At 39.1% G+C, this 26,048-nt stretch carries 29 protein-coding genes; 5 read left to right on the top strand and 24 right to left on the bottom strand.

What is annotated here, in order from left to right:
* Positions 1–61 precede the first annotated feature (61 nt).
* The 14 genes from nuoF to ABD930_RS04775 form a co-directional block, all read right to left on the bottom strand.
* Entirely contained in the window at positions 62–1,414 is a 1,353-nt protein-coding gene (gene nuoF / locus ABD930_RS04840; protein WP_345230573.1) for an NADH-quinone oxidoreductase subunit NuoF, read from the bottom strand.
* A gap of 12 nt (positions 1,415–1,426) precedes the next feature.
* Positions 1,427–1,960 carry an NADH-quinone oxidoreductase subunit NuoE family protein gene (locus ABD930_RS04835; RefSeq protein ID WP_345230572.1) on the bottom strand — a complete coding sequence of 178 codons (534 nt, stop codon included), beginning with the start codon at positions 1,958–1,960 and terminating at the stop codon, positions 1,427–1,429.
* Positions 1,953–3,188, bottom strand: a complete 1,236-nt coding sequence (locus ABD930_RS04830; RefSeq protein ID WP_345230571.1) for an NADH-quinone oxidoreductase subunit D — start codon at positions 3,186–3,188, stop codon at positions 1,953–1,955. Before ABD930_RS04830 ends, ABD930_RS04835 begins: the two co-directional genes overlap by 8 nt.
* Before the next feature lie 8 nt (positions 3,189–3,196).
* Positions 3,197–3,700 (bottom strand): NADH-quinone oxidoreductase subunit C, encoded by a 504-nt coding sequence (locus ABD930_RS04825; protein WP_345230570.1) that lies wholly within the window; start codon positions 3,698–3,700, stop codon positions 3,197–3,199.
* Positions 3,693–4,244, bottom strand: coding sequence for an NADH-quinone oxidoreductase subunit B (locus ABD930_RS04820; protein ID WP_345230569.1), 552 nt, complete (start codon positions 4,242–4,244; stop codon positions 3,693–3,695). Before ABD930_RS04820 ends, ABD930_RS04825 begins: the two co-directional genes overlap by 8 nt.
* Positions 4,245–4,392: 148 nt before the next feature.
* A complete protein-coding gene (locus ABD930_RS04815; protein WP_345230568.1) occupies positions 4,393–4,770 on the bottom strand; it encodes an NADH-quinone oxidoreductase subunit A in 378 nt (125 codons plus the stop codon).
* 156 nt (positions 4,771–4,926) lie between these two features.
* The gene (locus tag ABD930_RS04810; protein WP_345230567.1) at positions 4,927–6,681 is read right to left on the bottom strand and encodes a tetratricopeptide repeat protein; all 1,755 of its coding nucleotides are present in this window, start codon (positions 6,679–6,681) and stop codon (positions 4,927–4,929) included.
* A gap of 37 nt (positions 6,682–6,718) precedes the next feature.
* Positions 6,719–7,645, bottom strand: a complete 927-nt coding sequence (locus ABD930_RS04805) for a PstS family phosphate ABC transporter substrate-binding protein (protein ID WP_345230566.1) — start codon at positions 7,643–7,645, stop codon at positions 6,719–6,721.
* A gap of 318 nt (positions 7,646–7,963) precedes the next feature.
* On the bottom strand, positions 7,964–8,791 hold the full coding sequence (locus ABD930_RS04800) for an energy transducer TonB (protein WP_345230565.1): 828 nt from the start codon (positions 8,789–8,791) through the stop codon (positions 7,964–7,966).
* Between the two features lie 31 nt (positions 8,792–8,822).
* A complete protein-coding gene (locus tag ABD930_RS04795; protein WP_345230564.1) occupies positions 8,823–9,329 on the bottom strand; it encodes an ExbD/TolR family protein in 507 nt (168 codons plus the stop codon).
* A 32-nt stretch (positions 9,330–9,361) separates the two neighbouring features.
* Positions 9,362–9,985 (bottom strand): ExbD/TolR family protein, encoded by a 624-nt coding sequence (locus ABD930_RS04790; RefSeq protein WP_345230563.1) that lies wholly within the window; start codon positions 9,983–9,985, stop codon positions 9,362–9,364.
* Between the two features lie 88 nt (positions 9,986–10,073).
* Positions 10,074–10,904: a MotA/TolQ/ExbB proton channel family protein gene (locus ABD930_RS04785; RefSeq protein WP_345230562.1), complete on the bottom strand. Its 831-nt coding sequence runs from the start codon at positions 10,902–10,904 to the stop codon at positions 10,074–10,076.
* 540 nt (positions 10,905–11,444) lie between these two features.
* Positions 11,445–11,792, bottom strand: coding sequence for a translation initiation factor (locus tag ABD930_RS04780; protein ID WP_345230561.1), 348 nt, complete (start codon positions 11,790–11,792; stop codon positions 11,445–11,447).
* Between the two features lie 19 nt (positions 11,793–11,811).
* Complete coding sequence (locus tag ABD930_RS04775) at positions 11,812–12,687, bottom strand: diacylglycerol/lipid kinase family protein (protein ID WP_345230560.1); 876 nt, start codon at positions 12,685–12,687, stop codon at positions 11,812–11,814.
* A 273-nt stretch (positions 12,688–12,960) separates the two neighbouring features.
* On the opposite strand from ABD930_RS04775, the gene metK reads away from it, so the two are divergent.
* Both metK and ABD930_RS04765 read left to right on the top strand, forming a co-directional pair.
* Positions 12,961–14,214 (top strand): methionine adenosyltransferase, encoded by a 1,254-nt coding sequence (gene metK / locus ABD930_RS04770; RefSeq protein ID WP_345230559.1) that lies wholly within the window; start codon positions 12,961–12,963, stop codon positions 14,212–14,214.
* Positions 14,215–14,300: 86 nt separating this feature from the next.
* Positions 14,301–15,035 carry a lysophospholipid acyltransferase family protein gene (locus ABD930_RS04765; RefSeq protein ID WP_345230558.1) on the top strand — a complete coding sequence of 245 codons (735 nt, stop codon included), beginning with the start codon at positions 14,301–14,303 and terminating at the stop codon, positions 15,033–15,035.
* Between the two features lie 14 nt (positions 15,036–15,049).
* Here the strand turns inward: ABD930_RS04765 and ABD930_RS04760 are convergent, their stop codons facing one another.
* On the bottom strand, positions 15,050–16,174 hold the full coding sequence (locus tag ABD930_RS04760; RefSeq protein ID WP_425571104.1) for a glycosyltransferase family 2 protein: 1,125 nt from the start codon (positions 16,172–16,174) through the stop codon (positions 15,050–15,052).
* Positions 16,164–17,138, bottom strand: a complete 975-nt coding sequence (locus tag ABD930_RS04755) for a lysylphosphatidylglycerol synthase domain-containing protein (RefSeq protein WP_345230556.1) — start codon at positions 17,136–17,138, stop codon at positions 16,164–16,166. Before ABD930_RS04755 ends, ABD930_RS04760 begins: the two co-directional genes overlap by 11 nt.
* Before the next feature lie 104 nt (positions 17,139–17,242).
* On the opposite strand from ABD930_RS04755, the gene ruvC reads away from it, so the two are divergent.
* On the top strand, positions 17,243–17,806 hold the full coding sequence (gene ruvC / locus ABD930_RS04750) for a crossover junction endodeoxyribonuclease RuvC (RefSeq protein WP_345230555.1): 564 nt from the start codon (positions 17,243–17,245) through the stop codon (positions 17,804–17,806).
* Positions 17,807–17,870: 64 nt separating this feature from the next.
* Here the strand turns inward: ruvC and ABD930_RS04745 are convergent, their stop codons facing one another.
* From ABD930_RS04745 to ABD930_RS04725, 5 genes are all read right to left on the bottom strand, one after another.
* Positions 17,871–18,278, bottom strand: coding sequence for an HIT family protein (locus ABD930_RS04745; protein ID WP_345230554.1), 408 nt, complete (start codon positions 18,276–18,278; stop codon positions 17,871–17,873).
* An 83-nt stretch (positions 18,279–18,361) separates the two neighbouring features.
* Positions 18,362–18,835, bottom strand: coding sequence for a transcription elongation factor GreA (gene greA, locus ABD930_RS04740; RefSeq protein ID WP_345230553.1), 474 nt, complete (start codon positions 18,833–18,835; stop codon positions 18,362–18,364).
* 141 nt (positions 18,836–18,976) lie between these two features.
* Entirely contained in the window at positions 18,977–19,669 is a 693-nt protein-coding gene (locus tag ABD930_RS04735; protein WP_345230552.1) for a response regulator transcription factor, read from the bottom strand.
* An 81-nt stretch (positions 19,670–19,750) separates the two neighbouring features.
* Positions 19,751–21,394, bottom strand: coding sequence for a sensor histidine kinase (locus ABD930_RS04730; RefSeq protein ID WP_345230551.1), 1,644 nt, complete (start codon positions 21,392–21,394; stop codon positions 19,751–19,753).
* 21 nt (positions 21,395–21,415) lie between these two features.
* Positions 21,416–23,305, bottom strand: coding sequence for a S9 family peptidase (locus tag ABD930_RS04725; RefSeq protein WP_345230550.1), 1,890 nt, complete (start codon positions 23,303–23,305; stop codon positions 21,416–21,418).
* Between the two features lie 209 nt (positions 23,306–23,514).
* Here ABD930_RS04725 and ABD930_RS04720 point away from each other — a divergent pair, with 209 nt between their 5' ends.
* Entirely contained in the window at positions 23,515–23,817 is a 303-nt protein-coding gene (locus ABD930_RS04720; RefSeq protein WP_345230549.1) for a DUF4286 family protein, read from the top strand.
* 6 nt (positions 23,818–23,823) lie between these two features.
* Positions 23,824–24,372 (top strand): dTDP-4-dehydrorhamnose 3,5-epimerase, encoded by a 549-nt coding sequence (gene rfbC, locus ABD930_RS04715; RefSeq protein WP_345230548.1) that lies wholly within the window; start codon positions 23,824–23,826, stop codon positions 24,370–24,372.
* A 102-nt stretch (positions 24,373–24,474) separates the two neighbouring features.
* On the opposite strand, the gene ABD930_RS04710 is transcribed toward rfbC, so the two are convergent.
* Genes ABD930_RS04710 through ABD930_RS04700 form a run of 3 tightly spaced genes read right to left on the bottom strand, consistent with a single transcriptional unit; the run spans position 24,475 to position 25,991 of the window.
* Positions 24,475–25,278 (bottom strand): OmpA family protein, encoded by an 804-nt coding sequence (locus ABD930_RS04710; protein ID WP_345230546.1) that lies wholly within the window; start codon positions 25,276–25,278, stop codon positions 24,475–24,477.
* A gap of 19 nt (positions 25,279–25,297) precedes the next feature.
* Positions 25,298–25,693: a DUF983 domain-containing protein gene (locus ABD930_RS04705; RefSeq protein WP_345230545.1), complete on the bottom strand. Its 396-nt coding sequence runs from the start codon at positions 25,691–25,693 to the stop codon at positions 25,298–25,300.
* 13 nt (positions 25,694–25,706) lie between these two features.
* Positions 25,707–25,991 carry a hypothetical protein gene (locus ABD930_RS04700; protein ID WP_345230544.1) on the bottom strand — a complete coding sequence of 95 codons (285 nt, stop codon included), beginning with the start codon at positions 25,989–25,991 and terminating at the stop codon, positions 25,707–25,709.
* Positions 25,992–26,048 lie beyond the last annotated feature (57 nt).

Genomic DNA, 26,048 nt, shown 5'->3' with positions numbered 1-26,048 from the left:
TGTCGTACAGCCTAATAGATTGTCTCCTTTACTATTTGCTGCTATCCAAAGGCCATATCCATTATTCTACTAAACTCAATGGATCAGCATAATGTGCTAAGCCAAAGTTTCTATTTTGTGCCTCTTCGCCATGTGTAACATGCCATTCAAACTCGTCTCTAAAATGCCGAATAGCACTTGCCACAGGCCACGCCGCCGCATCCCCCAAAGGACAAATCGTATTTCCTTCGATTTTCTTTGAGACATCAACCAATAAATCAATATCACTTCTTTTTCCATGGCCATATTCCAGGCGATGCAAAACTTTTTCCATCCACCCAGTACCTTCCCTGCAGGGTGAGCATTGACCACAACTTTCGTGATGATAGAAGCGGGTAAAATTCCATGTATTACGTACGATACACTGATCTTCATCAAATACAATGAACCCGCCCGAACCTAACATGGTACCCGTTGCGAAACCACCATCTGCTAAAGATTCATAACTCATTAGCCGGTTATCACCTTTAGCTGTCTTCAATATCAGATTTGCCGGCAATATAGGAACGGAAGAACCTCCAGCAACGACTGCTTTCAACCGTTTCCCACCAGCAATCCCTCCACAATACTCCTCAGAATAAATAAATTCCTCCACCGGTAGCCCCAATTCTATTTCATAGACACCAGGCTTATTGATATTTCCTGAAGCCGAAATCAATTTGGTTCCTGTACTTCTCTCCATACCGATCTTTGCATAGACCTCACCACCTATATTCAATATAGGCACTGTAGCAGCAATAGATTCCACATTATTAACTACTGTTGGGCAATTATATAATCCAGCAACTGCCGGAAAAGGAGGTTTAATCCTAGGATTTCCCCTTTTGCCCTCCAAAGATTCTAATAAAGCTGTTTCTTCACCACAGATATAAGCTCCACCCCCTGGTTGTACATACAATTCTAGATTGTATCCGGTTCCTAATATATTTTTACCCAAAAAACCAGCCGCCTTAGCTTCAGCTATTGCCCTCTCCAGAATGCGGATCTGCGGCATCATCTCCCCCCGTACATAGATATAAGAAGTATTGGCACCGAGTGCATAACTCGCTACAATCATCCCTTCAATCAAAGCATGAGGAATATGAGTCATGAGATAGCGATCTTTGAAGGTACCAGGTTCTGATTCATCAGCATTGCATACCAAATAACGAGGCACCCCTTCCGGTTTAGCTAAAAAACTCCACTTCATACCAGTAGGGAAACCTGCACCACCCCTGCCCCGCAACCCGGATTTTTTCACTTCTTCCACTACATCTTCAGGGCTCAACTCTTTTAAGGCTTTCTTTACCGCACGGTATCCCCCCTTCTGTTGATAAACTTCAAAGGTATTGATACCGGGTACTTGAATATGCTCTAATAATAATTTTTGTGCCATGGTTTCCTTAACTTAGGATTTCGTATTTATGGTATGCTTATTTCTTAACCCATCAATAAGCTCATCCACCCCTTCTTCAGTAAGGTGTTCATAATAAGTGTATTCCGGTCCTATTTGTAATACAGGCCCCATACCACAAGCGGCCACACATTCTATACCGCGCCAGCTAAATAGGCCATCAGCCGTCACTTCATTTTCTTTCACTCCTAAGCGATTTTCTATATGTTTCATGATACGTTCCGCTCCAACTAAACAACAAGGCCCGGTACGACAAACTTCCAATACATACTTCCCTTGTGGTCGGAGGAAAAACATGGTATAAAAAGTGGCGACTTCATAGACCTCAATGGATTCAATGCTTAGGTACTCAGCCACTTTATCCATAACATCCACACTCAACCAGCCAAATTCTGCCTGCACCAAATGCAGAATAGGCAATAACGCCGATTTCTGCCTACCTTCTGGGTATCGTTTCACGATATCATCAAACTGATGAATAAGGTTTTCCTGAAACGTTATCGGTTCATTATTTTTTACACTAAGCATCTAATTCTCCGGCTATAATGTTTAAACTACTCATATTAATAATCGCATCTGAAAGCAGCATTCCACTACTCATTGGCGCGTACATTTGATAATTAATGAATGAAGGCCTTCTAAAATGTAAACGGTAGGGGGATCTTCCCCCGTCACTGATCAGATAAAATCCAAGTTCACCATTCGCTCCTTCCACTGCATGATAAACTTCTGTCTTTGGAACATCTATTTCGCCCATTACAATTTTGAAATGATAAATAAGGGCCTCCATATTATTGTACACTTGTTCTTTGGGCGGTAAATAAAATTCCGGAACATCGGCATGAAATATCCCTTTTGGTTCCCTTTCCAATTTCGCCAGGGCTTGTTCAATGATCCGAATGCTTTGCCGCATTTCTTCGTTGCGTACCATGTAACGATCGTACACATCGCCATTCTCCCCTACAGGGATCTCGAAATCAAAATCTTCATATGAGGAATAGGGTTCGTTAGCCCGCACATCATAATCAATACCTGTCGCGCGCAAAAGCGGCCCACTCCAACTATAGCTTAATGCCGTTTCAGGATCAACAGCAGCCACCCCTGAAGTACGATCTATAAAGATCCTATTCCGATTAAAAAGCTCTTCAAATTCGGTCAGGACAGGCGGATAGCGTTTAACAAATTGTTTGATTTTATCAAAGGCAATCGAATTAAAATCGCGTTCGAAACCACCTATTCTACCAATATTAGTTGTTAACCGTGCACCACAAATTTCCTCAAAAATCTCATAGATAAACTCACGTTCCTGCATCACATATAGGAATCCTGAAAAGGCTCCAGTATCAACGCCCAATATACCATTGCAAATAATATGATCAGCTATACGTGCCAGTTCCATGATAATCACGCGCATGTATTGCACACGTTTAGGAATTTCTATACCCAGCAATTTTTCTACCGTCATATGCCATCCCATATTATTAATAGGCGATGAGCAATAATTGAGTCGGTCGGTTAATGGAGTGATTTGATAATAAGGTCTATGTTCTGCAATTTTCTCAAAAGCCCGGTGAATATACCCAATAGTCGAAACCCCGCTCACAATTCGTTCTCCATCAACCTGTAACACATTTTGAAAAACGCCATGCGTGGCTGGATGTGTTGGCCCCAAGTTAAGGGTAACTAATTCGTCTTGCGGATCGTTATCATCAAATATTGGATGATTTGTAGTCAATTTGGGTTTCAGCTCACTCATATCTAAAATTATCTGCCAAAAAAGAAATCTTTTTTATCTACCCTATTGGGATCTTCCAGTGGGTACTCTTTACGCATAGGAAAAACCTCCAGCTCGTCGACATTTAAAATCCGTCTTAAATCAGGATGTCCTGTAAAAATTACTCCAAAAAAATCATATGTTTCCCGTTCCATCCAATTAGCCCCGTTCCATAGTATGGTAGCAGAAGGTACTTCAGGTTTCACTCCATCTAAGAAAACTTTAATACGAATACGAACATTATGAATCAAACTATGCACATGATACACAACTGCTATACTTCTTTTTTGTGAAGGGTAGTGTACGGCAGTAATATCCGTTAGGTAAATAAATTGTAGTTCCTGATCTGTCTTTAAGAACTGCAGTAATGCTATAATATGTTCCTTAGTCGTCTCTACCGTCAATAAACCAAAAGGTTCTTCCCCCCCGAGCAAATCATCGCCAAACTGCTTACGCAGCCGTTCTATAAGGGCCTGATTATCCAATTTAGCCATGTTTATATATTCCGTAACTCTCTAATAATGCCTTATATTCATCTGTTTCCCTGCGTCTGACGGATTCTGTCCTTACGATGTCCTGCAAACGCATTACTCCGTCCAAAATAGCTTCTGGCCTTGGCGGACAACCGGGTACATAAACATCTACGGGGATAATTTCGTCAATACCTTGCAACACTGAATAGGTATCAAAAATACCTCCGCTGGACGCGCAAGCGCCAACAGCAATTACCCACCTGGGTTCTGCCATTTGAATATATACCTGCTTAAGTACAGGTCCCATTTTCTTAGCAATAGTACCCATGACTAATAACATATCAGATTGCCTAGGGGAAAAGCTTGGACGTTCTGCACCAAAACGGGCAAGATCATAGGTAGAACCCATGGTCGCCATAAATTCAATTCCACAACAAGATGTTGCAAAAGGTAAAGGCCATAATGAATTTGCTCGGGCAAGGCCCACAGCTTTATCGAGCGTAGTGGCGAAAAATCCAGACCCTGTAACTCCCGGAGGGGCTGGGGCCAATTTTATTTCACTCATAATTCCAAGGGTTAAAATGCCAATCGGTTATGGCATATCCATCACAAAATGCCATTGCTCTAAAGCAGACATGCTCAAATTTAATAAATTATTGGCCAGAAAGCACAAACATCAAGTATTTAGAATGGTTCTAAGAAATAGCTCGGTTTTAATCCCATTCCAATGCACGTTTTTTAAGAACGTAGATAAATCCTAATAGTAAAAGGCCCATGAAAATGAACATTTCTACTAAGCCTTCTATACCAAAAGATCTAAAATTAACCGCCCAAGGATACATAAAAATAACCTCCACATCGAAAATGACAAAGAGAATAGCCACCATAAAATACTTAATTGAAACGGGCTGTCGTGCATTACCGATAACTTTGATTCCCGATTCGAAAGAGGTTAATTTATTATCCGTACGGAGTTTAGGGCCAATTAAATGGGTGCCGATGACGGTAACCACACCAAACCCCACCGCAACGATCATTTGGAGAAGAATAGGTAAATAATCAACAGGAGTACTTGCTGTCGCTGCTTCCATAGTTTTGTTTAGTTAGTTGTTTGATACAATACAAACATAAATTATCCTACTTAAAATAACAAGTACCCGAGCATTAAATCGATGAAAATAGTTGCAACAAAAAAGGCACTGGGAAGTATGTCCCAATGCCTTTTTTATCTAGATACGTTATCGTTTCTACTTCTGTGGCTTCTGAGCAGATGCTCCGCCATTAGCAGCTGGTTTTAGCTGCTCTAAGGTTTGTTTAGCGTAATCATCATTAGGATTAACTTCCAGTGATTTATTTAATAAATCTCTAGCTCCTTGATAATCTTCTTTGTTTACTAAATCTGCAGCCACCACATCATAAGCTTCGGAAAGGCTCCTTTTCACATTTGCCGTTTGTGCTTCTGCCCCTTTAGCCTCCACTACTTCAATGTATTTTTTGAAGGTTTCTACCCCTAATCCTTTTGGATCATCTGGACTATCCAACAATCGTTCGGATCTCGCTTTGAATAAGTACGCTTCTGCCATATCGGGAACAACTTCGTTGACTTTATTAAACGCTGCTATTGCATCCTCTAAAATACCTTTTGAAGGGTTTTGCTTTGCCTGATATGCCATTACATAATTAAAATATTGTGCATATCCCCAATAAAACAAATCGTAGTTATAGGTCTTTGATTTAGGGGCTTGTGCAGCCGCTTTAAATAATGCACCAGCTAGACTAAAGTTCTTCGCATCAAATGTCTTTTTTGCCTCGGCACTTAGATTCTCTGCTAACTTCCACGTAGTATCTTTTTTTACTCCTTTCGAAACATCAGCAACACCTTCTGCTAACAGGGTCGTATCTAACGCTTTTGTAGAATCAGTTGCTTGTCTTATCTTCGACAATCCAAGGAAATAATAATCATCGGGAATTACTCTAGTAGAGTCTACTTTTCCAAAAAAGTCTGTTAAAGCCGATTGTGCTGAGGGATAATTCCCGTTCTGATAAGCCGCATAACCCAAATAACGCAAGATACGAGGGTTTACTTTATCCACTTTAGCCATTTCATTCGCTTGCTCTTCCAGGTTTTTATAATCTCTAGCTTTGATCATAAAGTCGGCGTAACGCATACGGGAATCCAACGAATAGTCGGTTAAATCCATGTATTGCTTATAGGCCTTTAAGGCTTCCTGAATATCGCTATTATAATTTTCTATTTTAGTCTCAAGCTGTGCTTTAGCATTATAGGTTTCGGCGATTTCCCGAAAAGCAGGCGCATAATCTGGATGCTCCTGTGTAATTTTAGTTAAATCTTCAATTGCCTCAGCAAATGCACGTGCCTGTTTAGAGATAATAGCCATTTGTACACGGGCGCGAGTAAAGGTATTATCCAAATCATAAGCATCCCGGTAATTCGTATAGGCGTTGCTGTTATCACCAGCTCCCAAATATGCATCTCCAAGCGAAGATGGGATTAATGCATCTTTTTGATTGGCTTCTTTTGCTTTTTCCAAATAGGTCAACGCCTTTTTATAATCCGGATTTTCCAAATTAGGATTCATATAAGCCCGACCAACATAGAGATTCTCTAAATAGTCTTTCTTCTTCGTTTTCTCCGTTGCTTCCGTAAACAGTTTCTCAGCTTCCGCTGTATTTCCCTGAGCAAGTGCTACCGCACCAAGACCTACCTTGTTAAGATTGTCTTTAGGGTCGGCTTCCAAACCTTGTTGAAAAAAGGTCTTTGCCGAATCAGGGTAGTCGGTAACGAGATAAACATCTCCTAAATAAAAATAGTTCTCTGCATCTTTTGGCTTATTCTGTACCAAATTCTTTAGAATTGTCTTCGCCTTCGCATATTGCTCCGCGTCGATTGCTACTTGCGCGTCTTTCAGACTTTGTGCATAAGAAGCCCCCGAAGCTATAAAAGCAATCGCAAGACTTACACTTGCTGCTCTTCTTATCATTTTCATTGTTCTTTTAATTTATTTAAAGTCTAACTTACTATTTTCTTATAATGATCTCTCTTGGGGGAATGCTATCCGGCAATAACCCCGATTTCAGAATAATCCGTTGCCCCCGCTCTCCATGTAAAAAAGCAGAAAAACCAGTGCCGACCGCTTTTTTACCTTGCACGTTAATTAAATATAATTTCCGTGTAAATGGATACAAATTTAGCGCCAAATTGGATTGTGTGGGTTTATAAAAACCATCATCACCACGTTTTCCTTGCTGATTCTTAACCCCAAGTAGCTTGATATCACGCACATAAGGCTCAATCATTGGAGAGGGTTGGTTTAACCAATTGATCCCTATTACACCAACACTTTGCGGATAATCATGCACATATTTTACCACTGCAGCATTGTCCTTTAAAGCATAAATCCCTGTCTTAGGTAACTCTTTCACTTCGGCCAAGTGTTTAAAAAAAGCAACGGTACTGGAATTGGCATTGTCAAATACTAACGCATTTATCCCTTCAACCGCTTCACCTTTCATTAACCGAATAATGTCATCTACCCGAATGGTAGAATCAGCATTACGCTTGTTTGTAATAACTGCAATAGCATCCGTAGCAAAACGAACCGTCTTCGGATATATTGTTTTGGACTTAAAAAAATTCTCCTCGTCCTGAGTCAGCTCCCTTGTAATAATAGCTAACTTAGCTGTGTCATTAAGTAGGTCTCTAACTACCTCATTTTCCGGTCTCGCAAGCATCGTTAACTCTGTACGGGTATAACTATTTTGAAATACAGCTATCTGATCTTCAATAATAGGTGCTATCGTTTCGTCGACCAGAATCTTTGCACTTCCTGAAAGGACATCTTCCTCCTTTTTAGATGGTGAACGACTGCATCCGATGAATACCAATAGCAGCAAAACCATGCTTTTGACCACAACTATCCGACTATTTACCATGGTTAGGTGCATTCTGATTGGTAAATTTACTAATTAAAAACCGATAAATGAGGACTTTACTATTAATATTAAAAAATATTTCCTACGATCTTCTATCCACTCGTTGATTCTGCCACAAGCGTGCAAATCTTAAAAAGGAATAAACAATGAGCAATAAGCCAAACAAAATTCGGTATGTTTTATCCAAGGTTAACGGAAAATCCTTCCAAAAAATAATCAACAGTCCAAGAATAAAGTAAAAACCAAACATGCAAAGCCCTAAAATGGACAGAAATCGCTTTGTGGGCGATTTCCGTCGATTTTCATTATTTTTCCGTTCAAGCATGGATCTTACATTCCTTGAAGGTTCAATTTAATAGGCAAAGAGTATGATACCCGAACCGGGCGACCGTTTTGGATACCAGGTTTCCATTTAGGTGAAGATTTCAGCATACGAACCGCTTCATCACCAGTTCCATACTTTAAGTCACGGATAACCTTAATATCAGTCAATGAACCATCACGCTCCACTACGAAAGAAACGTGGATACTCCCATTAACTCCTTGCTCTTTTGCCATTTCCGGATAACGATAGTTCTGCGACACCCATTTGTAAAAGGCTTGCATACCGCCAGGGAATGTTGGCTGAACCTCCACCGCACTGAAATCCATGATGCCAGAACCTTCTTCCGTTACTTGCGCATCTTTTGGTCCTTCACCAACAGGCATATCGATACGAATATCCGCTGTAGGGTCACCTGCAATTGTTTTCGGACCTGGATCAGCTTTCTTCAATTCCTCAACGGTAGGAGGTTCCTCTTCCCTAACCTGTTCTGCAGGTACCACTTTAGGTGGTGGCATCCGCACCTGATCCACACGTGGTGGCGGGGGCTCTACGGGAGGTGGGGGAGGCGGTTCTTCCTCATTTACTGGTGGCGGTTCAGAAAGCGTCACCTCTGTTTCTATAACTTTAGGTGCTTCTTCTACTTGATCACCTCTAAGTGCCTTAATGATCATGGGTGAGCTAATCAGTCCCACAAACAACAATATACCGATGAGTAAGGCTCTTGACGTATACTTAGGCGAAATAGAGCGCAAGTCATATGCACCATAGGCTTTATTACGCCCTGCAAAGACGACATCGAGCCATTCTGGTTTAAATATATCTAATTTAGACATGCTGTTTTTTATTTTTGGATATTAATCCCTGTTAATAAACTCCTTCTCGTTTCAATAATTCAACCTCTGGAGTGCTAATATCGCCAATCATATATTGCTTCGCATCAACAATCTTCATTTCATCGAGTATATCAACGAGATTACGATAGCTCGAATTGTCGCTAGGTCTAATGACTACGATTAAGCCTTTTCCTGTAGCCGCTTGTACTTGTTTCATTTTATTTAAAAGCACAGGACGTATGCCGTTTTTACCATAATCAACAGTGGTAGGCCCATCTAAGGGTTTTTCCAGCTGTCCCATATAGTATTCAATTTTGTTTTTGGCACCTAGCAACAAGGTGATCGTCCGATTGTCAGCAACTTCTAAGTTATCATCCTTATTCTCTTTATCTTTATCAGGCATGGCTACATCCATCGCATTCGACTTACTGAGTTGCGTTGTTAACATGAAGAACGTAATCAGCAAGAATGCAAGGTCAACCATTGGGGTTAAATCAACCCTGGGTTGCTGTTTACCGCCGGTATTTAATTCTGCCATTTCTTTACTTTTTTATCGTGGATCAAATCGAGTTAATCCTCATTTCTAAGATTTGTAATTAAACTGAATTTATTAACCTTTTGTCCTTGCAGAATATCGATTACTTTCTTTACAGCGGGATACTGCTCCTTAGCATCTCCTTTAATGGCTACGCGCATCTCTTGGTTCTCTATTTCCTTGGTAGCATAGCGAGCAGCCATTATCCACTCATGCAATTGGGAAGGATTATTTCCCACAGAGTCTGTAGGAATTCCTGGCTGCAAACCTTGTTTATTCCGTTCTGAACCTCCCATGGCAATAATCTGTTTTAGATTACCGACGGGCACACCAAAGCTTTCCATTAATGAAAAACGCTCCTTTTCTTCTGGTGAAAATCCAACGCTGTATTTCTCCGAAATTCTTTCCAACATACGCTTTCTAATGTTAGGCCCCGTCACTCCAAAAAATACTCGCCCACCGCCGCCTATAGTAATAGTGGCAATATTTTTATCTGGAACAGGTATCTGCACCGTAGACGCTGGTGTGTCTACCTGCATAGGCTCTGGTTGCCTCGCCGTAGCTGTAAGAATAAAGAACGTCAACAACAGAAAGGACACATCGCACATAGCGGTCATGTCAATTGTGGTGCTGGCTCTTTTTACTTTAATTTTTGGCATCTCTTTACGTTATATATGTAAATTATTCTTGTTCCTACTTCATTGATGCAAAATCCATAACGTTTCCATAAACGCCATGGAATTTTTTTTATTTATGCTTCGAAGCGTACGTTTGAACAATAGAGAAGCCTGCCTCATCAATAGAATACGTTAACTTATCGATTTTAGAGGTAAACACATTATACATAATTACGGCAATAGTAGAAGTAAAGATACCAGTTGCCGTATTTACCAATGCTTCCGAAATACCACTTGCTAATTTAGCCGAGTCAGGAGCACCGCCAGTACCTAAAGCCGAGAACGCCTTGATCATACCTGTCACCGTACCAAGAAGACCGGTTAACGTACCAATGGATACCAAAGTTGCGATGATTGTTAGATTTTTTTCCAACATAGGCATTTCCAAGGCTGTTGCTTCTTCAATTTCCTTCTGGATAGCTAATACAGAATGCTCAGTATCTAACGTAGCATCAACAGAAGCATCTTTGTATCTGTGCAAACCAGCTTTAATAACATTCGCTACAGATCCTTGTTGCTTATCACATTCGCCGATTGCTGCATCAATATTACCAGCCGCTAGATATCCCTGAATTCTGGAAACAAAAGCGTCAACATTGCCTTTACCTGCTGCTCTACTGATAACAAAAAAACGCTCGAAGGAGAATACGATTACCATCAATAACAAACCCATCAAAACAGGGACGATAAAACCGCCTTTGTATACCATTCCAAAGATATCACCATCAATTGGATCGCCTTCTGGGTCACCTCCCTGGAAGTGACTGGGATCTCCCATCACAAATTTCCATACCAATGCGCCTATAATAAGGCAAATAATTATTGCTAAACTTGCAAATACGTTAGAACCTTTTGAGCTGCTCTCTTTTTTAGCCGGGGTTGGTTTTGGTGCGTTTGCCATTTTCTTGATTTTTTAGTTTTTAGTTTTTATGGATTAATTTTAATTGTACAAAACACTTGCCTTCCATCATTTTTTCAAAAAGGCAGAAGCAAATTTATAATTTTAGATTTAAAAACAAATTTTCGCAATATTAATTTAAAATATTCTCTTTTTGTAACGTGCAACAGCAGCATCAACGCCAAAAAAGAGCTTTTATTATCATCCATTATCGTTATTTTACAAGGACAATATTTTACAATAAAAACTATTTTTTTTTGCAATTGCAAATAAATGACACAAAAAAACAACGATTTAAAATTTTATTTCATAAAACCGTTGTACTAAAAATGTCTCATAGACACCTTTCAATCATCCGCTAATTTATTCTTTACCAAGTCTATAATAATAGTGTAAAATGAACACTAAGAAATAGGTACTAGAGGCTTTTTCTATTACCTCTTCTTTTTAAACAAATTTGGCCATTTAATGAGTTCTAAACGCTCTAGAACTTATTATATTGTGCCATTCAAATGCTTTTTTATTATGAGCTCCCTTTTTTGGCTATCCTCCTGATAGCTTAACCGAATAGCCCCGCTGTTGTAAAATTTCCAAGACTTTCTGCCGAAAATCGCCTTGAATCAGTACTTCTCTATCTTTTACGGCCCCTCCAACTCCACAGCGCTGCTTCAGTAATTTTCCTAGAGCGGCCAAATCATCCGTTCTACCAATAAACCCTGTTACTTTAGTTACCGCTTTTCCAGCACGCTGTTTTTTATCCAAAAGCACCCGCAACTGCTGTTGACTCGGCATTAACGTATCTAGTTTTTCTTCCGATGTTTCTGTATACTGAAAATGCTCATCCGTAGAATAAACTACCCCATCATATTGTTTTTTCTTAGTTTTCGCCATCCCTTTTCCAATGATTGATCTAACATACAACTTTTAATGAAGAAGGCAAAACATCAATCGTTAATTTTCTATCTAGTTCCAGTGGTTCCCCATCTAAATGTACAGGTCCAGCCGTTTCCCGCTCAATCACGATGTGTTTTCCTTTAATAATTTCGACATACTCTGATTGATGGGCAGTCCGGCTGAATAAATGGTAGATCATTACTGGAAATTGGAGCAATGGAAATTGTTTGATAATACAGACGTCTAGTAATCCATCGTCTGCGGTAGCACCCGGAGCGATATACGCATTATTACCATATTGGGGAGAATTAGCGATACTGATCATAAACGCTTCGCGATTAAGGATCTTTCCATCAATATTTAAAGTATACGATTGTGGCCGATATCGGCTAATCTCCTGAAGAACGATTTTTAGGTAGCCCACCGGACCACGGGTTAGGTTTTCGGCAAAACGATTACTAATTAATGCATCAAAACCCATACCGGCAACGTTAAAAAAAGCTTTCCCATTAACCAAACCGCTGTCAATGGTACTAACATGGCCTGCATTTATTTTATTAATGGCCGTTGAAAGATCGCTTGAAATCTGCAAGTAGCGGGCTAAACCATTCCCAGAACCTTCAGGGATAATAGCTAAAGGAATTGCGGTGTGTAAAAGTTCTTTTGCTATCTCATTAATCGTGCCGTCACCGCCTACGGCCACTAATAGGTCTACCCCCTCTTTAATAGCCTTCCTAGCCAGATCAGAAGCATGCTGTGCATGTTCAGTCACCTTAAATTCGGCTTCGTACAAATGAGCATTTAAAAACTTTCTTGCCGATTGCTCAAAACCTTTTTTCTTCCTCCCGCCCGAAATTGGGTTTATCAGAAATTGAATACGCTTTTTCGCCATATTAAAACCCTCATCAGCAAAAGTACTTAAAATAGTTTTAGGTGCATGTATAGTGATCTCTATAACGCTTATGGAATTCTCTTTTTATTTATCAAAATGAATTGTACTTTTGCAACGTATCATGTGGAATGATTTGCGTGCCAATAAGGCGGGATTGCAACCACGGTAAAAAAGTGCTAAAATTGCCTTTCTACTTTGTTTTATCCCTTGGTTTAATGAGCAAGCATTTTGCATAGCAAATAGCGTAAACAAACATTGAAAAATTAACATTCTATGCCATATCTATTCACTTCGGAATCCGTTTCAGAAGGACATCCTGATAAAATAGCTGATCAAATTTCTGATGCGTTAATTGATAATTTCTTAGCTTGGGATCCCGATTCTAAAGTCGCCATTGAAACGTTAGTAACCACCGGTCAGGTCATCTTAGCAGGAGAAGTTAAATCGCGCACCTATCTTGATGTACAAAAAATAACTCGATCGGTGATCGAGAAAATAGGTTATACCAAGTCGGCCTATATGTTTGAAGCAAACTCTTGCGGTATTCTTTCCGCTATCCACGAGCAATCGGCAGATATCAATCAAGGCGTTGACCGTAAAGAAAAGCAGGATCAAGGAGCAGGGGATCAGGGCATCATGTTTGGTTATGCAAACAAAGAAACAGAAAACCTCATGCCGCTAACGTTAGACCTTTCACATAAACTGCTGTACGAACTTGCAGCCTTAAGACGGGAAGGGAAAGAAATTACTTATCTACGCCCAGATGCAAAAGCCCAGGTCACCATTGCTTATCGCGATGACCATACACCGCTGCGTATAGACACCATTGTAGTATCTACGCAACACGATGATTTTGATACGGAAGAGGCGATGTTAGCCAAGATAAAGCAGGACATTATCCATATCTTAATCCCTAGAGTGAAAGCACAGTTAAAACCGGAGCTTCAACAGCTGTTTGACGACAAAATTACCTACCATATCAACCCCACGGGTAAATTTGTCATTGGCGGTCCACACGGAGACACCGGATTGACTGGACGTAAAATTATTGTAGACTCCTACGGTGGTAAGGGAGGACACGGCGGTGGAGCTTTTTCGGGTAAAGACCCGTCCAAAGTTGACCGTTCTGCAGCTTATGCTGCCCGTCACATCGCTAAAAATTTAGTAGCTGCGGGCGTTGCCGACGAAATCTTAGTTCAGCTCTCTTACGCTATTGGTGTAAAACACCCTATGGGGATTTACGTTAACACTTATGGCACAAGTAATGTCAACTTAACAGATGGTCAAATTGCTGATAAAATCAACCAGTTGTTTGATCTCACCCCTTATGGTATAGAAACACGCTTAAAATTACGCAATCCGATCTATACAGAGACGGCTGCCTATGGGCATATGGGTAGGCAACCAATTACTGTTGAAAAGGTATTTGAAAATTCTATGGGTGAAACAAAAACGGTACAGGTTGAACTTTTCACTTGGGAAAAATTAGATCATCTCGAAAAAGTTAAAACGGCTTTCGGCCTTTAACAGCAAGCAAAAAAAGGAAAATTTAATTTATTTTCGCTATATGCTATCTTTTTGAGATAAATGCACGCTAATTTAATCACACCTAGATGAGGAAATTTTTCGGTTATATCTTAAGCCCGATTCACTACTTGTATTTCGGCTTAATGCTCTTGATTTTTCATGCTATCCAATGGCTCAGTTTAAACTTAGGAGGTTATACTCCGCATAAGAAAGCTGTTGATATACTCAATTGGTTCCTCACCAGCAGCTATTACTTGCTAGGAAATACCGTGACGTTTATCAACCATCAACATTTACCAACGAATCGCTCTATTATTTTTATTGCCAACCATCAGAGTATGTACGATATTCCCCCATTGATTTATTTTTTGCGAAAACATCATGCTAAATTTATCTCTAAAATTGAATTGGCAACTGGAATTCCAAGTATATCCTACAACTTGAAACATGGGGGAGCGGCGAACATTGATCGTAATGATCCTAAACAGTCGATTGGCGAAATATTAAAGCTCGCCAAAAACATGAAGGAAAAAAATTGGTCTACGGTTATTTTCCCTGAGGGTACCCGGTCAAAAACTGGAGTCATGAAACCTTTTGCAGTAGGAGGTATCGCAACGATCCTAAAAAAAGTACCTCATGCATTGATCGTTCCCATTGTAATCAATAATTCCTGGAAGATGGTTAGGTATGGTAGTTTTCCTTTAAATACTTTTATTGCAATGCGTTGGGAAGTCCTGAAGCCTATCGAACCTGAAGGGTTAAGCGCCGAAGAAATTGTAAAGAAAGCAGAAGCGGCGATTCGGGAAAAGGTTATGCTATAACATCTCTTTTCTCGTTATCTGACTAGTCTACCTTTCCAATGATATTTTCCTGTATTTCCTGCGATACCGATGTAAACCATGTAGAACACATGCAATATACTTAACAAAGGTAAGCCCAACAGGAGTTTTTGCCGATGTGCAAATCGTGTTAAAGGAAATAAAAAGAATAACTCCGCAAGCATTTTTACTATAATCAAGGCCATGCATAGCAAGAACATGGCTTCTGAGAAAAAGCTTCCTATCGCCGTGACAAGGATAAAAAGATTAAAAAGCCAAATACCGACACCTAATAATACAATACCCTTATTTTTATATTTCGTACTTTTTGATGCCCATCGCCTTCTTTGACTCAAAAACGCTTTCAAATTCTGTTTGGCTTCGGTATATACCACAGCCTTTTCTGATTTACAGAAACCGATATCTAATGGATATCGCTGAGCTACTTTATGCAAGAACAATTCGTCGTCGCCACTAGCGAGATCGTCAATTCCTTGAAAACCGCCTAATTCGTAAAAGATATCCCGTCGATAGGCTAAATTGGCTCCATTACATGTCGACGGATGACGTAGACCAATTGAAGCGGCTCCTAAGCCTATTAAATATAGGAATTCCAAGGTTTGTAACTGTTCGAAATAACTTTTTTCCTGATGATATATAACCGGTGATGAAATAAGTTTGTATCCTTTGGTCTCATAAAGGGTAACTATCGTACGTAACCATTCCGTTCCCATAACGCAATCCGCATCCGTAGCGACTATCAGCTCGCCTGTTGATTGGGCAATAGCTTCGCTGATAGCTTTCTTTTTATACGAATTTAATTTTTGATCGGTGTGTAAGCGGATCAGTTTAACGCCATCTGCCTTATAAGAAGCAATGATTTCGCCTGTACGATCAGTAGAATGATCGTCAACGACAAGCAATTCCATTAAATGTTTTGGATAGTCTTGTGCTAAAATTGCAGTTATAGTCTTTCCAATATGTGCTTCTTCATTTCGGGCAGCAATTAATATACTCACTTTTGTCTTAACCGATGCTCGTTCTAAACTAGGATTCGGTATTCTTTTCCAACCTTTATATAGGAATAGAAGGACGCAACTATAATATACACATAAGATGGCAGCAAGGCCACTAACGATCAGGATTACCAAAGAAGTTAATTTTAAATACAAATACTGAACCTATAATAGCCGGAACTATAAGGTTGATAAACCAAATAGCGGCCGTAGATGCCATAATTGCCAGTTCCTGCTTGGTTAAATAAGCAAAAAGGAAACTAGCGGTCAAGCTTCTCACACCAACATCTAACAAATCTAAGGAAGGTATAGCAGATTGAATAAAAAATAATAAAAAAACCATCATGAACATAGGAAGCATGGGTAGTTCAGTTAATAGTACCTGCATAATAAATGCATACTGCGAAGTAAAAACAATGAACCGCAGCGCTGAGAGTAGAAAAACTGTTGTCAATTGCTGGGTAGTATATCTTTCCAATAAATGAAAAAACCGTTGTACTTTTGCCAACCACCTAATTTTACCTATCCATTGGTTCAACAAGCGTATCCTGAAATAGAGAAGTAGTAAACCCGCTATAAATATAAAAGCAGCTAGGCAAAAAAGCAGATACCATCCTAGTGATAGTTTTTCATACGTGGATACGAACCATATCAGCGCTACAGTCCCCATTATATTCGTTATAACGAGCTGCGCAAATGCGCCAACCGCCATTGCCACAACGCCAAACACACGCTTCTTGGGTTTTAAAAATAATACTCTTCCCCCGTATTCACCAATGCGATTCGGGGTAAAAATTGCCCAGCTCAAACCACAAAATACGGATTCAAATGATCGGTAAAAAGATATGGCCTCGATGGGTTTACATAAATATTGCCATTTCACGCATTCCAGCAACCAGTTTGTAAACATCAGCAGCACTAACCAGAATATTGTCGAGGCGATCGTCTCACTACCCAACTGGCTTAATAGAAAATCAAATTCCTCTAACTTGCTTTTGTCATTAATCTTGCGATATACAACCCACAGCACCAATAAAAGTATCCCTATTTTTATGATGGTACTTCCTATTTTTCGTCCTTTAGTGTTCAACGCTGATTATCTTTTTTGCAATGTTAACAAAATAAATCAAATCACCTGCATCTATCCTATCTGCTGATGCATCAAGTTTTGCTATAAAATCGTAATATTGTGTCATGTTGCAGCAAGAGCTAAAAGAACGTATTATTTTAGGGATTGATCCGGGCACAAAAGTGATGGGATACGGGATAATAAAAGAAGCCGGTAAAAAATTAACCCTCATAAGCATGGGTATTATCAAATTAGGTCACCTAGATAACCATGCGCTTAAATTGCAGCGTATATTTGAAAAAACTACCGCTTTAATAACCCAATATCATCCCGACTGTATGGCTCTTGAAGATCCATTCTATGGAAAAAACATACAGGTGATCTTGAAACTCGGCAGAGCTCAAGGTGTTGCTATGGCTGCAGCCTTAGCGAGAAATATTGAAATCGTAGAATATGCTCCCCGGAAAATCAAGCAATCGGTTACCGGAAATGGTAATGCGTCTAAAGAGCAGGTAGCGGCTATGTTGAAAAATCTTTTGGCATTTCAGGAAAGTCCTCAATTTTTAGATGCAACAGATGGTTTAGCCGTCGCCGTCTGCCACGCTTTCCAACGACAAAATAGTTCTGGTAAAAAAAATTATTCGGGCTGGGAAGCCTTTATAAAAGACAATCATCACCGACTAAAATAGGGTCAGTCTCTAATTTCTCCTTGCTTCATTACGTGCCTGCAAAAACAAGAGATCAGCTGTTCCCTTATCGAGTCAATTTAGCTAATTCCTGTCGGATACGCTCGGCATGATCCGCCAGTTGATCATCATTTAATTTTAGTTTTTCCTTAGAAAAATTCAGATCATTCACTTGATTAATAGGCACTAAATGGATATGTGCATGAGCTACTTCCAATCCAACCACAGCAACACCAACCTTTTCGCAAGGAAAAGCGTTTTTAATTGCTGCAGCAACAATTTTAGCAAACATCCAAATCTCCATATATGCAGCATCCGTCATATCAAAAATATAGTCAACTTCCTCCTTAGGAATGACCAAAACGTGTCCCTCAGCTAAGGGATTAATATCAAGAAAAGCGAGAAAATCATTCGTCTCAGCTACTTTATATGCTGGAATTTCACCAGATACAATTCGTGAAAAAATAGTTGGCATGATGTAAAAAATAAATTTAGGGTATTAAACAGGTCTTTCGATTTTTTGCGGTTATGGCAGCAACCGCACATAACCGCAAAGACCTATCGTGAAATTTCCAATATCTCCAATTCTATTTTACCGGCCGGAACCTCAATCTCTACTCGATCTCCTACAGATTTGCCCAATAAACCTTGTGCGATAGGTGATTTAACAGAAATCTTGCCCGATTTAAGATCGGCTTCTGTTTCAGATACTAACTGATACGTCATAATGGCTCCGTTCTTAGTGTTTTTTAATTTGACAATAGACAAAGCCAGTACCTTTGTTACATCCAGCTTTGACTCATCAATTAACCGAGCATTGGCCAATACCTCTTCCAATTTAGCAATCTTGGTTTCATGCAACCCTTGCGCCTCCTTTGCCGCGTCATATTCGGCATTTTCAGACAAATCACCTTTATCTCTAGCCTCAGCTATCGCCCTAGCTATAGCTGCCCGTCCCTCTGTTTTAAGGTATTGAAGCTCCTCTTTTAATTTCTCCAGCCCTTCTTTGCTATAATATGTTATATCTGCCATAAAAAATACATTAAGGTTATCGTATAAAAAACAAGCAAGACCACGCCTATTAGTGAAGCATGGTCTTGCTGATTTGTACGAAGATAATTGCTTTTTCTTAAAAAAGCAAACTTAAGTGAAATCCATGAAATAACCGATCCGTTAATCTAATTGAGCAACAAATTTATATCCCAGACCTCGAACAGTTTGCAAATGATGTGGTTTATCCGGATTGAGCTCGATTTTTTTCCTCAGACGCACAATATGCATATCTAACGTACGTGTATTCACGTTAGAACTGTATCCCCAAACCACTTGCATTAATTCCTCCCTACTAATCACCCGATCTACGTTCTGCAAAAAATATAGGAGAATTCTATTTTCCAATATGGTCAATTCAATTTTTTTACCCTCTCTAATCAATGAGTGCGTGTTTGGATGATGCTCCGTATTACCAAAATATAGCGTATCACTTGCATTATTTACAAAAAATTTAACTTTATTTTCAATCATGGCGATTAACACATCCATATTGAAGGGTTTGGTGATGTAATCAGAAACCCCAAAACTGTAGGCATCAATCTTATCTACATCCTGTGATTTCGCCGTCATCATAATAACCAGGTTATTGAAACCTGCCTTACGCAAATCAGCACATACTTCGGAGCCTTGTTTGCCAGGCAACATCCAGTCTAACAATACAATATCCGGCCTTTCCTCTAGAATTAAACGCTCAGCATCTTTTCCATTAGCCGCCTGTATGACCTCGTAATGCTCAGACTCCAAGCGATGAACAACCAAAAACCGAAGATTTTCATCATCTTCAATTACAGCAATTTTCGTGTTTTTTTGCATAATTTTACTTCTGTGCTGTTATGTTAAATTTTTATCTATAATCTTTCTCAAAGCCAATGAGTGGCTGATAAATGTAAAAAGTCATTCCGCATAAGGTAAGGTCACCAAAAAAGTTGATCCCTTCCCTTCTGTACTAGTTACTTGTATATCACCATTCATAAACATCAATAGCTCCTTGCAAAAGGCTAAACCCAATCCAACGCTGCCCTGTTGGTTATATTGGCTTTTTACTCGATAAAATTTTTTAAATATATTGACAAGTTCATTTTTCGGAATCCCTATTCCCTTATCAACAAACTTAAACATTATTTGCTTTTTTTGTTTAAAAATTGTGATTTTTAACTCCCTTTTTTGCGCCTCAGAATATTTATACGCATTGTCAATTAAATTTTGAAAAACGCTACCCAATAACACCCGATCGGTATAAAAAGTGGAAACATCTTTAATAAGATAGTGTAAATGAAAATCTGGATATCTTATTTTGTAACTATTCACGATATTTTCACAGAATTCATGCAAAACAACTTGCTCGTATTTTAGCTTGATTGACTTATTCTCTATTTGGGTGAAAGAAAGCAATGTATTGAGTAAATTATTCAACTTATCGGCTTCTTCATCCAGAATTTTTCCGTAATGTTTACGGGTATCTTCTTTTAACTCCTTAGCACTACGAATATTATTACCGGCTATTTTTATCACACTTACTGGCGTCTTGAACTCATGGGTAAGGTTATTCACAAAATCGTATTGCAATTGAAACATACGGTTATTAAAACTAACGTTTCGGTAGATCAAGTAACCAATAATAAACAAAACGAAATAACCTACCGAAATCAACAAGGCAAAAGGTAAAAATCGACGATTAATTTCATCAGCTAGAAAACTCCTTTTTGAAGTAAAATAGAGTTTATAGGCCGCAAGTGCACCCGGTAACGGACTTTCGGTCGTCAATAAATCAGGATCGGTATCCAGTGTACTATAAAACAACGGCTTGATTTCAATTTGCTCATAGAGTTCAGGGTGATTATTCTCTAACTTTATTTCCTTGGGATCGATATAATAGGTAAAAATATCGTGTTCATATATCGAAACGTGATGTGTATTCCCTTCTTCAAATTGCTTATATACCTTTATATCTTCCTTTCTCGGAATATTCATATAGGTAATCTTCTCTGGTAAAATGGTATAGAAAAATTTATTGATCTCATCGTTATTAATACTTCTTGACGTATCAGCAAGACCAATAAATTCATCTAATTTGCCAGCCATACCTAGAAAATCATCGGCTACACGCAAATCCAATTTTTCATTTTCCTTTTCATCATAAATAATATTCCCCTTGAGATGATCTCTAGTAAATTCATACACAAGCTTGGGGTGTATACTTAAACCGCTTGTACTATGTCCGATATGTACATCAAAAAATACAATACGATTTACAAAACTGTATTTAGCCAATATTGAATCGGCATAAATAGTAGCCGTTGTCGAGTCTAGATAGCCTTGATAAAAAGATACCTCCGGAATTTTATTGAAGAAGAAATCATTGTATGTTGCAATATTTTGCTCCAGAACATCTACTTTCTTTCCTACAAACTCATTTTCAATAACATTTCGAACATACTTTTTCGCAAGGCCTAAAGCAATAATAAAAAGTGCAGTAGCCAGTACCACAAAAAGGGTAATAAGCCAATAATTCTTTCTGTAATATTCTTGTCTTGCCATACGGCTATTTATCCAGCAAGGTTAATTGTTTTTTAAATTCGTTGAAAAAAAGGATTCTAACTGTTTATAAAATTCTAAACGTACTTGTTCGTCTTTAAAATAATGCCCTTCTTTCTCTTTTAGAAAATAGGTAATGGGGATCTGTCTACTCTTCAGCTCGCGAACCATTTGGTTTGTTTCATTAACATTTCCCCGTTCGTCCTTTCCTCCTTGTGCAATAAAAATAGGTCCTTTGATTTTATCTACATGGAATGCAGGGGAAACCGCCCTGAAATAATCTGCCTGTTTCTCCGGATTACCCACCATTTCATAGAACATCAATAAATAGGGCTTATAATAGGGTGGTACTTCTTTTAAATAAGTAAATAAGTTGGTGATGCCCGAATAAGAGGCCGTGCATCGGTATAAATCATTATGGAAGCAAGCACCGTATAAGGCGCAGAAACCACCAAAACTATAGCCAAAAAGGCCAACACGCTTAGGATCAGCAATGCCTTCATCAACCAAATACTTTACGCCATCTGCAATATCTTCCTGTATTTTGCCTCCCCATTCGCCAAAACCTGCCGACCAAAATGCTTTACCATAACCGGTAGATCCTCGATAGTTTGGCTGAAATATCGCATATCCCCGACTGGCTAAAAATTGTACCTCGCTATTATATTCCCATATATTTCTTGAAGAAGGCCCATTATGCGGGACAACAATTAAAGGCAGGTATTTTGCCTTTTTATTAAACGGGATAGTTAAGTAGCCGTTGATCTCCCTTCCATCTCTTGCTTTATACGTTATAGGCTTCACTTTACTTAACTTAACATCATTTAACGAAGGGTTAACATCTGCCAATTTAGCTAATTGGTCCTCTTGTAAGCTATATAGGTAAAAAGCACCCGGATTATCATCTGTATAGGTTCGGACAATGAATTTAGTTTCCGCATCGTCCTTATCAACTACTCTAATCCAGTAGTTATGCAAACGCTTTCTAATACTTTGATGAATTTTTTCTATACGCTTATTAAAATAGTGGCGCTCGGGCCTCCAGGTGTCGTAATCCACATAAGCAGGGCCTTTTGCTTTGGTAGAAAACCGTATGTTATCTAGGTCTACCTCCGGGTGGGCATAAACCGTTTTAATCTCTTCACCCTTTTTTAGATCAACTATTACTAAAGCCAGTTTGTCTCGGTTAACATTGGATAAGGCGTAAATCCGATCTGTTTCCCCCTCGATAAATCGCAATGGCCTGACGGTATTCTTAAAATTATTTTCAAAGACACGCTTAAAAGCACAATGTTCATTTTCCCGATATAATAAGGTTTCATTAACACCATCGCTCGCTATTGCTAACCGCACCTTACCTTCCAAATCGGCAAACCAACTGCTCACATTACCTGGGTTTTGTGCAACCATTTGCATGTTACAATCATGAATATTTAGTCGATACACATCAAAAACAGAAGAATCGCGCTTATTAAGCGCAATGAGCATTTCGTTACTATTCAATAATCGCTGACTCACCCAACGAAAACGCATGGGTTCTGGCATAATCAGGTTACGAACGGAAAAAGATGCTCGGTTAACCGCATAAATACCCAAATTATCTTCCTCTGATCGTTCTTTCCAAAAAATAAGCTCTTCATTATCGGCCCAAAAAAAGTTGGTGACATTCTTGTCACTTTCTGTCGTAATACGAGTGGGTTGGTTATGAGCCAAAGAGGCAATATAAATATTTTGTACCCCTTTATACGGTTGCAAATAAGCGATATATTTGCCATCTGGAGATAGTTGAAAATTTCCTTTGGCGGATTTCTTAAAGAAGCTTTCAATAGGAACTTGATCTTCCTTATCGGTATTTGTACACGCACCTATCCCCAAAAGCAAAAACACTAGCATAATAGGAGTAAAAATCTTCATATATCTCGCTACTTAATTGTTTTTAATACCCACTGTTTATCGCTTATTTAGCTCTTTTCCTAAACACACTCGCCATATAGGTTATCAAGGTTAAGTTACTAAAAGAAGAAATCTTAATCAAATGCTTCTCGTAACATTTAAAGTACATGATGTGTCCCTCATAGATTCCAAAATAGTAAAATATGCCATAGGATGTTTATCTTAGCCGAATGATTTTATTGAATATTACACATATCATCTCCGATCAAAAAGCCAAGCAGTATCTTCATTGGCTTCAAAAGGAGTATATTCCGTTACTTAAAGAGAAAGCCCATTTTCAGGATATAAAGCTATTTAAAATTTTAGATTCACCAAATGAAGGGCAATCATTAAGTTTACAGCTTTTCACCCATCATCCCGAAGACATTCTTGCTTTTAAAGCATCTTTGTTCATCCTGTTAAAAGACAAAATGAACAAAGATTTTCAAGGGCATCTGCTACTGTTTGATACGACTATGCAATATATCGATTAAAAATTTATGAACTTCACAACAACACCAATCGCTGGATTAGTGGTTATTGAACCTAAAATCTGGAGAGACAACAGAGGCGAATTTTTAGAGACCTACAATGAGGATCTATTTAAAGAAAATGGCGTAGACCAACATTTTGTACAAGACAATCAATCGTTATCCCAAAGAGGTTCCTTGCGTGGGTTACATGCACAAGCTAGCCCAAACGCGCAAGGGAAGCTCGTTAGGGTAATCAGTGGACGTGTGATGGACGTTGCAGTAGATATACGTACCAATTCTCCTACCTTCGGACAAACTTTCCACATTGAGTTAAATGCAGCCGATGCAAAAATGTTATGGATTCCGGTCGGCTTCTTACATGGCTTTATTGCATTGGAAGATCATACCATTTTTGCATACAAAGTAACCGCCAAATATGATAAAGCCAGTGAGATCGGAGTGCGTTACGATGACCCCGCATTTAACATCCAATGGCCACTGGGACCGGAAGAATTGGTTTTATCGGAAAAAGACTTACAACTTCCTTTGCTCAAAGATATTGAAAATCCTTTTTAGCGGGTGGGTAAATAAGCAAACGGTAGGGTAGTTGAACTGGGGAGTAGTAGGGTAGCAGGTTATTATTTACTACTCTGCTACTTCACAATTATCACTATTCCACTATTTAATCAACTCATACAATTCATCCAATTTAGGAGACAGTACGATTTCTATCCGTCGATTAGCGCTTCGCGCTTCAGATGTATCCGCCGTATCAATCGGCGTAAATTCGCCTTTTCCTGTAGCGGTAAGCCTTCTCGGGTCGACACCTTCTTCTTGGGTTAAAAACCGTACTACGGATGTAGAGCGCAGTACACTTAAATCCCAGTTATCCTTAATCTGGCCTAAACTTCTCACTTTCTGGTCATCAGTATGTCCCTCAACCGCAATATTGATTTCAGGACGTGTATTCAAAACCTTAGCGAGTTCGGTTAAAGCTTGTTTGCCCCGCTCATCAATAACAATACTTCCGGAAGAGAAAAGCAACTTATCGGCGAGGCGTACATAAACTTTACCTTCATGCATATCTACACTTAATCCATTTTCCTGAAACCCGAGTAAAGCCTGCTGCAACGTATTCTTCAAACGATTATTTGCCTCATCCCGCTTATGTAAAATGTCTTCCACCTCCTGTAGCCGTTGTTCCCTTTCAGCAAGGTTTGCCGAAAGTTTCTTCACTTCGCTTGAACTTGAAGAAAGATGTTGCTCTAGGGAAACCAGTTTTCTACTCAGTGAAGCGGTATCCGCCTTTAATTTCGCCAATTCATCTTCAAGATGACCATTTTCTATTTGCGCCTCTTTCCAACCCCGACTTAGCGAATCCTGTGTGTGTATTAAGCTTTCATAGGCGGCAGGAGACATAACTTTACAGGCACTAAGTAATACCAATGAAAAAAAGAATAAGGAAAAGATTCTAAAACACATTGCGATCAATAAAAGTTCATTATTCCAGACTATCTTGTTGATATTTTGGGTCGTACTTAATTTTTGGTGTTAGATAAAATAACAACAGTAATCTAGAATATCGATAATTAAATGGTGCCAAAAGCAACACTGTAAAAAACAATATGATGGAATACAGCCAAGGTGATTCACTATGACTAAACAGATAGGTAAAAAATCCTATAATAAGAATTTCTAAAACGGCCATAGCATAGCTAACATACATTGCCGCATAAAAATAGCCAGGCTCTATTTCAAATTCCAAACCACAATACGGGCAAATATCATTGGTCCGTTGTTTGCGAAAATTATACGCATTGCCCACAAATATTTTTCCTGTTCTACACTGAGGGCAACGCGCCTCTACCATGGCTTTCAGCTTACTCCGATAAGCCATTGCCTACTCCTTGTTAATTAAGATTTACCGGATCCGGTTTGAATCCAACATCGGCTTTCTTACGCCTATACTTTTTATACCACAAATAACCAACGGCGCCTATTGCGACATAAGGCATGGCCAATAAAAATAGGATTCCCTTATTTAAGCCTTTACCCTGCGTATTCCCGTCTTTCACTGATTGATCCGCATTTAAAGTACACATGGCACACTGTGCGTGAGCAACCTTGGTATCGATTAGTACAACCGAGATGGTTAATAAAAAGACCAAGCCAACTATTTTTATTATTTTTCCCATAAATCCAAGATTTAAGCCAAACAGTAAATACTTATCCCCTTAAAGGAAAACGTGCCG

The sequence above is a fragment of the Olivibacter ginsenosidimutans genome (assembly GCF_039542865.1).
GTDB lineage: Bacteria > Bacteroidota > Bacteroidia > Sphingobacteriales > Sphingobacteriaceae > Olivibacter > Olivibacter ginsenosidimutans.
Note: the sequence above shows the minus strand (reverse complement) of the source record. Positions and strands in the feature narration are given on the sequence as shown.

Coding starts and splice junctions, on each gene's coding strand:
- nuoF (WP_345230573.1), bottom strand. CDS start 1,414: ATGGCACAAAAATTATTATTAGAGCATATTCAAGTACCCGGTATCAAT.
- ABD930_RS04835 (WP_345230572.1), bottom strand. CDS start 1,960: ATGCTTAGTGTAAAAAATAATGAACCGATAACGTTTCAGGAAAACCTT.
- ABD930_RS04830 (WP_345230571.1), bottom strand. CDS start 3,188: ATGAGTGAGCTGAAACCCAAATTGACTACAAATCATCCAATATTTGAT.
- ABD930_RS04825 (WP_345230570.1), bottom strand. CDS start 3,700: ATGGCTAAATTGGATAATCAGGCCCTTATAGAACGGCTGCGTAAGCAG.
- ABD930_RS04820 (WP_345230569.1), bottom strand. CDS start 4,244: ATGAGTGAAATAAAATTGGCCCCAGCCCCTCCGGGAGTTACAGGGTCT.
- ABD930_RS04815 (WP_345230568.1), bottom strand. CDS start 4,770: ATGGAAGCAGCGACAGCAAGTACTCCTGTTGATTATTTACCTATTCTT.
- ABD930_RS04810 (WP_345230567.1), bottom strand. CDS start 6,681: ATGATAAGAAGAGCAGCAAGTGTAAGTCTTGCGATTGCTTTTATAGCT.
- ABD930_RS04805 (WP_345230566.1), bottom strand. CDS start 7,645: ATGCACCTAACCATGGTAAATAGTCGGATAGTTGTGGTCAAAAGCATG.
- ABD930_RS04800 (WP_345230565.1), bottom strand. CDS start 8,791: ATGTCTAAATTAGATATATTTAAACCAGAATGGCTCGATGTCGTCTTT.
- ABD930_RS04795 (WP_345230564.1), bottom strand. CDS start 9,329: ATGGCAGAATTAAATACCGGCGGTAAACAGCAACCCAGGGTTGATTTA.
- ABD930_RS04790 (WP_345230563.1), bottom strand. CDS start 9,985: ATGCCAAAAATTAAAGTAAAAAGAGCCAGCACCACAATTGACATGACC.
- ABD930_RS04785 (WP_345230562.1), bottom strand. CDS start 10,904: ATGGCAAACGCACCAAAACCAACCCCGGCTAAAAAAGAGAGCAGCTCA.
- ABD930_RS04780 (WP_345230561.1), bottom strand. CDS start 11,792: ATGGCGAAAACTAAGAAAAAACAATATGATGGGGTAGTTTATTCTACG.
- ABD930_RS04775 (WP_345230560.1), bottom strand. CDS start 12,687: ATGGCGAAAAAGCGTATTCAATTTCTGATAAACCCAATTTCGGGCGGG.
- metK (WP_345230559.1), top strand. CDS start 12,961: ATGCCATATCTATTCACTTCGGAATCCGTTTCAGAAGGACATCCTGAT.
- ABD930_RS04765 (WP_345230558.1), top strand. CDS start 14,301: ATGAGGAAATTTTTCGGTTATATCTTAAGCCCGATTCACTACTTGTAT.
- ruvC (WP_345230555.1), top strand. CDS start 17,243: ATGTTGCAGCAAGAGCTAAAAGAACGTATTATTTTAGGGATTGATCCG.
- ABD930_RS04745 (WP_345230554.1), bottom strand. CDS start 18,278: ATGCCAACTATTTTTTCACGAATTGTATCTGGTGAAATTCCAGCATAT.
- greA (WP_345230553.1), bottom strand. CDS start 18,835: ATGGCAGATATAACATATTATAGCAAAGAAGGGCTGGAGAAATTAAAA.
- ABD930_RS04735 (WP_345230552.1), bottom strand. CDS start 19,669: ATGCAAAAAAACACGAAAATTGCTGTAATTGAAGATGATGAAAATCTT.
- ABD930_RS04730 (WP_345230551.1), bottom strand. CDS start 21,394: ATGGCAAGACAAGAATATTACAGAAAGAATTATTGGCTTATTACCCTT.
- ABD930_RS04725 (WP_345230550.1), bottom strand. CDS start 23,305: ATGAAGATTTTTACTCCTATTATGCTAGTGTTTTTGCTTTTGGGGATA.
- ABD930_RS04720 (WP_345230549.1), top strand. CDS start 23,515: ATGATTTTATTGAATATTACACATATCATCTCCGATCAAAAAGCCAAG.
- rfbC (WP_345230548.1), top strand. CDS start 23,824: ATGAACTTCACAACAACACCAATCGCTGGATTAGTGGTTATTGAACCT.
- ABD930_RS04710 (WP_345230546.1), bottom strand. CDS start 25,278: ATGTGTTTTAGAATCTTTTCCTTATTCTTTTTTTCATTGGTATTACTT.
- ABD930_RS04705 (WP_345230545.1), bottom strand. CDS start 25,693: ATGGCTTATCGGAGTAAGCTGAAAGCCATGGTAGAGGCGCGTTGCCCT.
- ABD930_RS04700 (WP_345230544.1), bottom strand. CDS start 25,991: ATGGGAAAAATAATAAAAATAGTTGGCTTGGTCTTTTTATTAACCATC.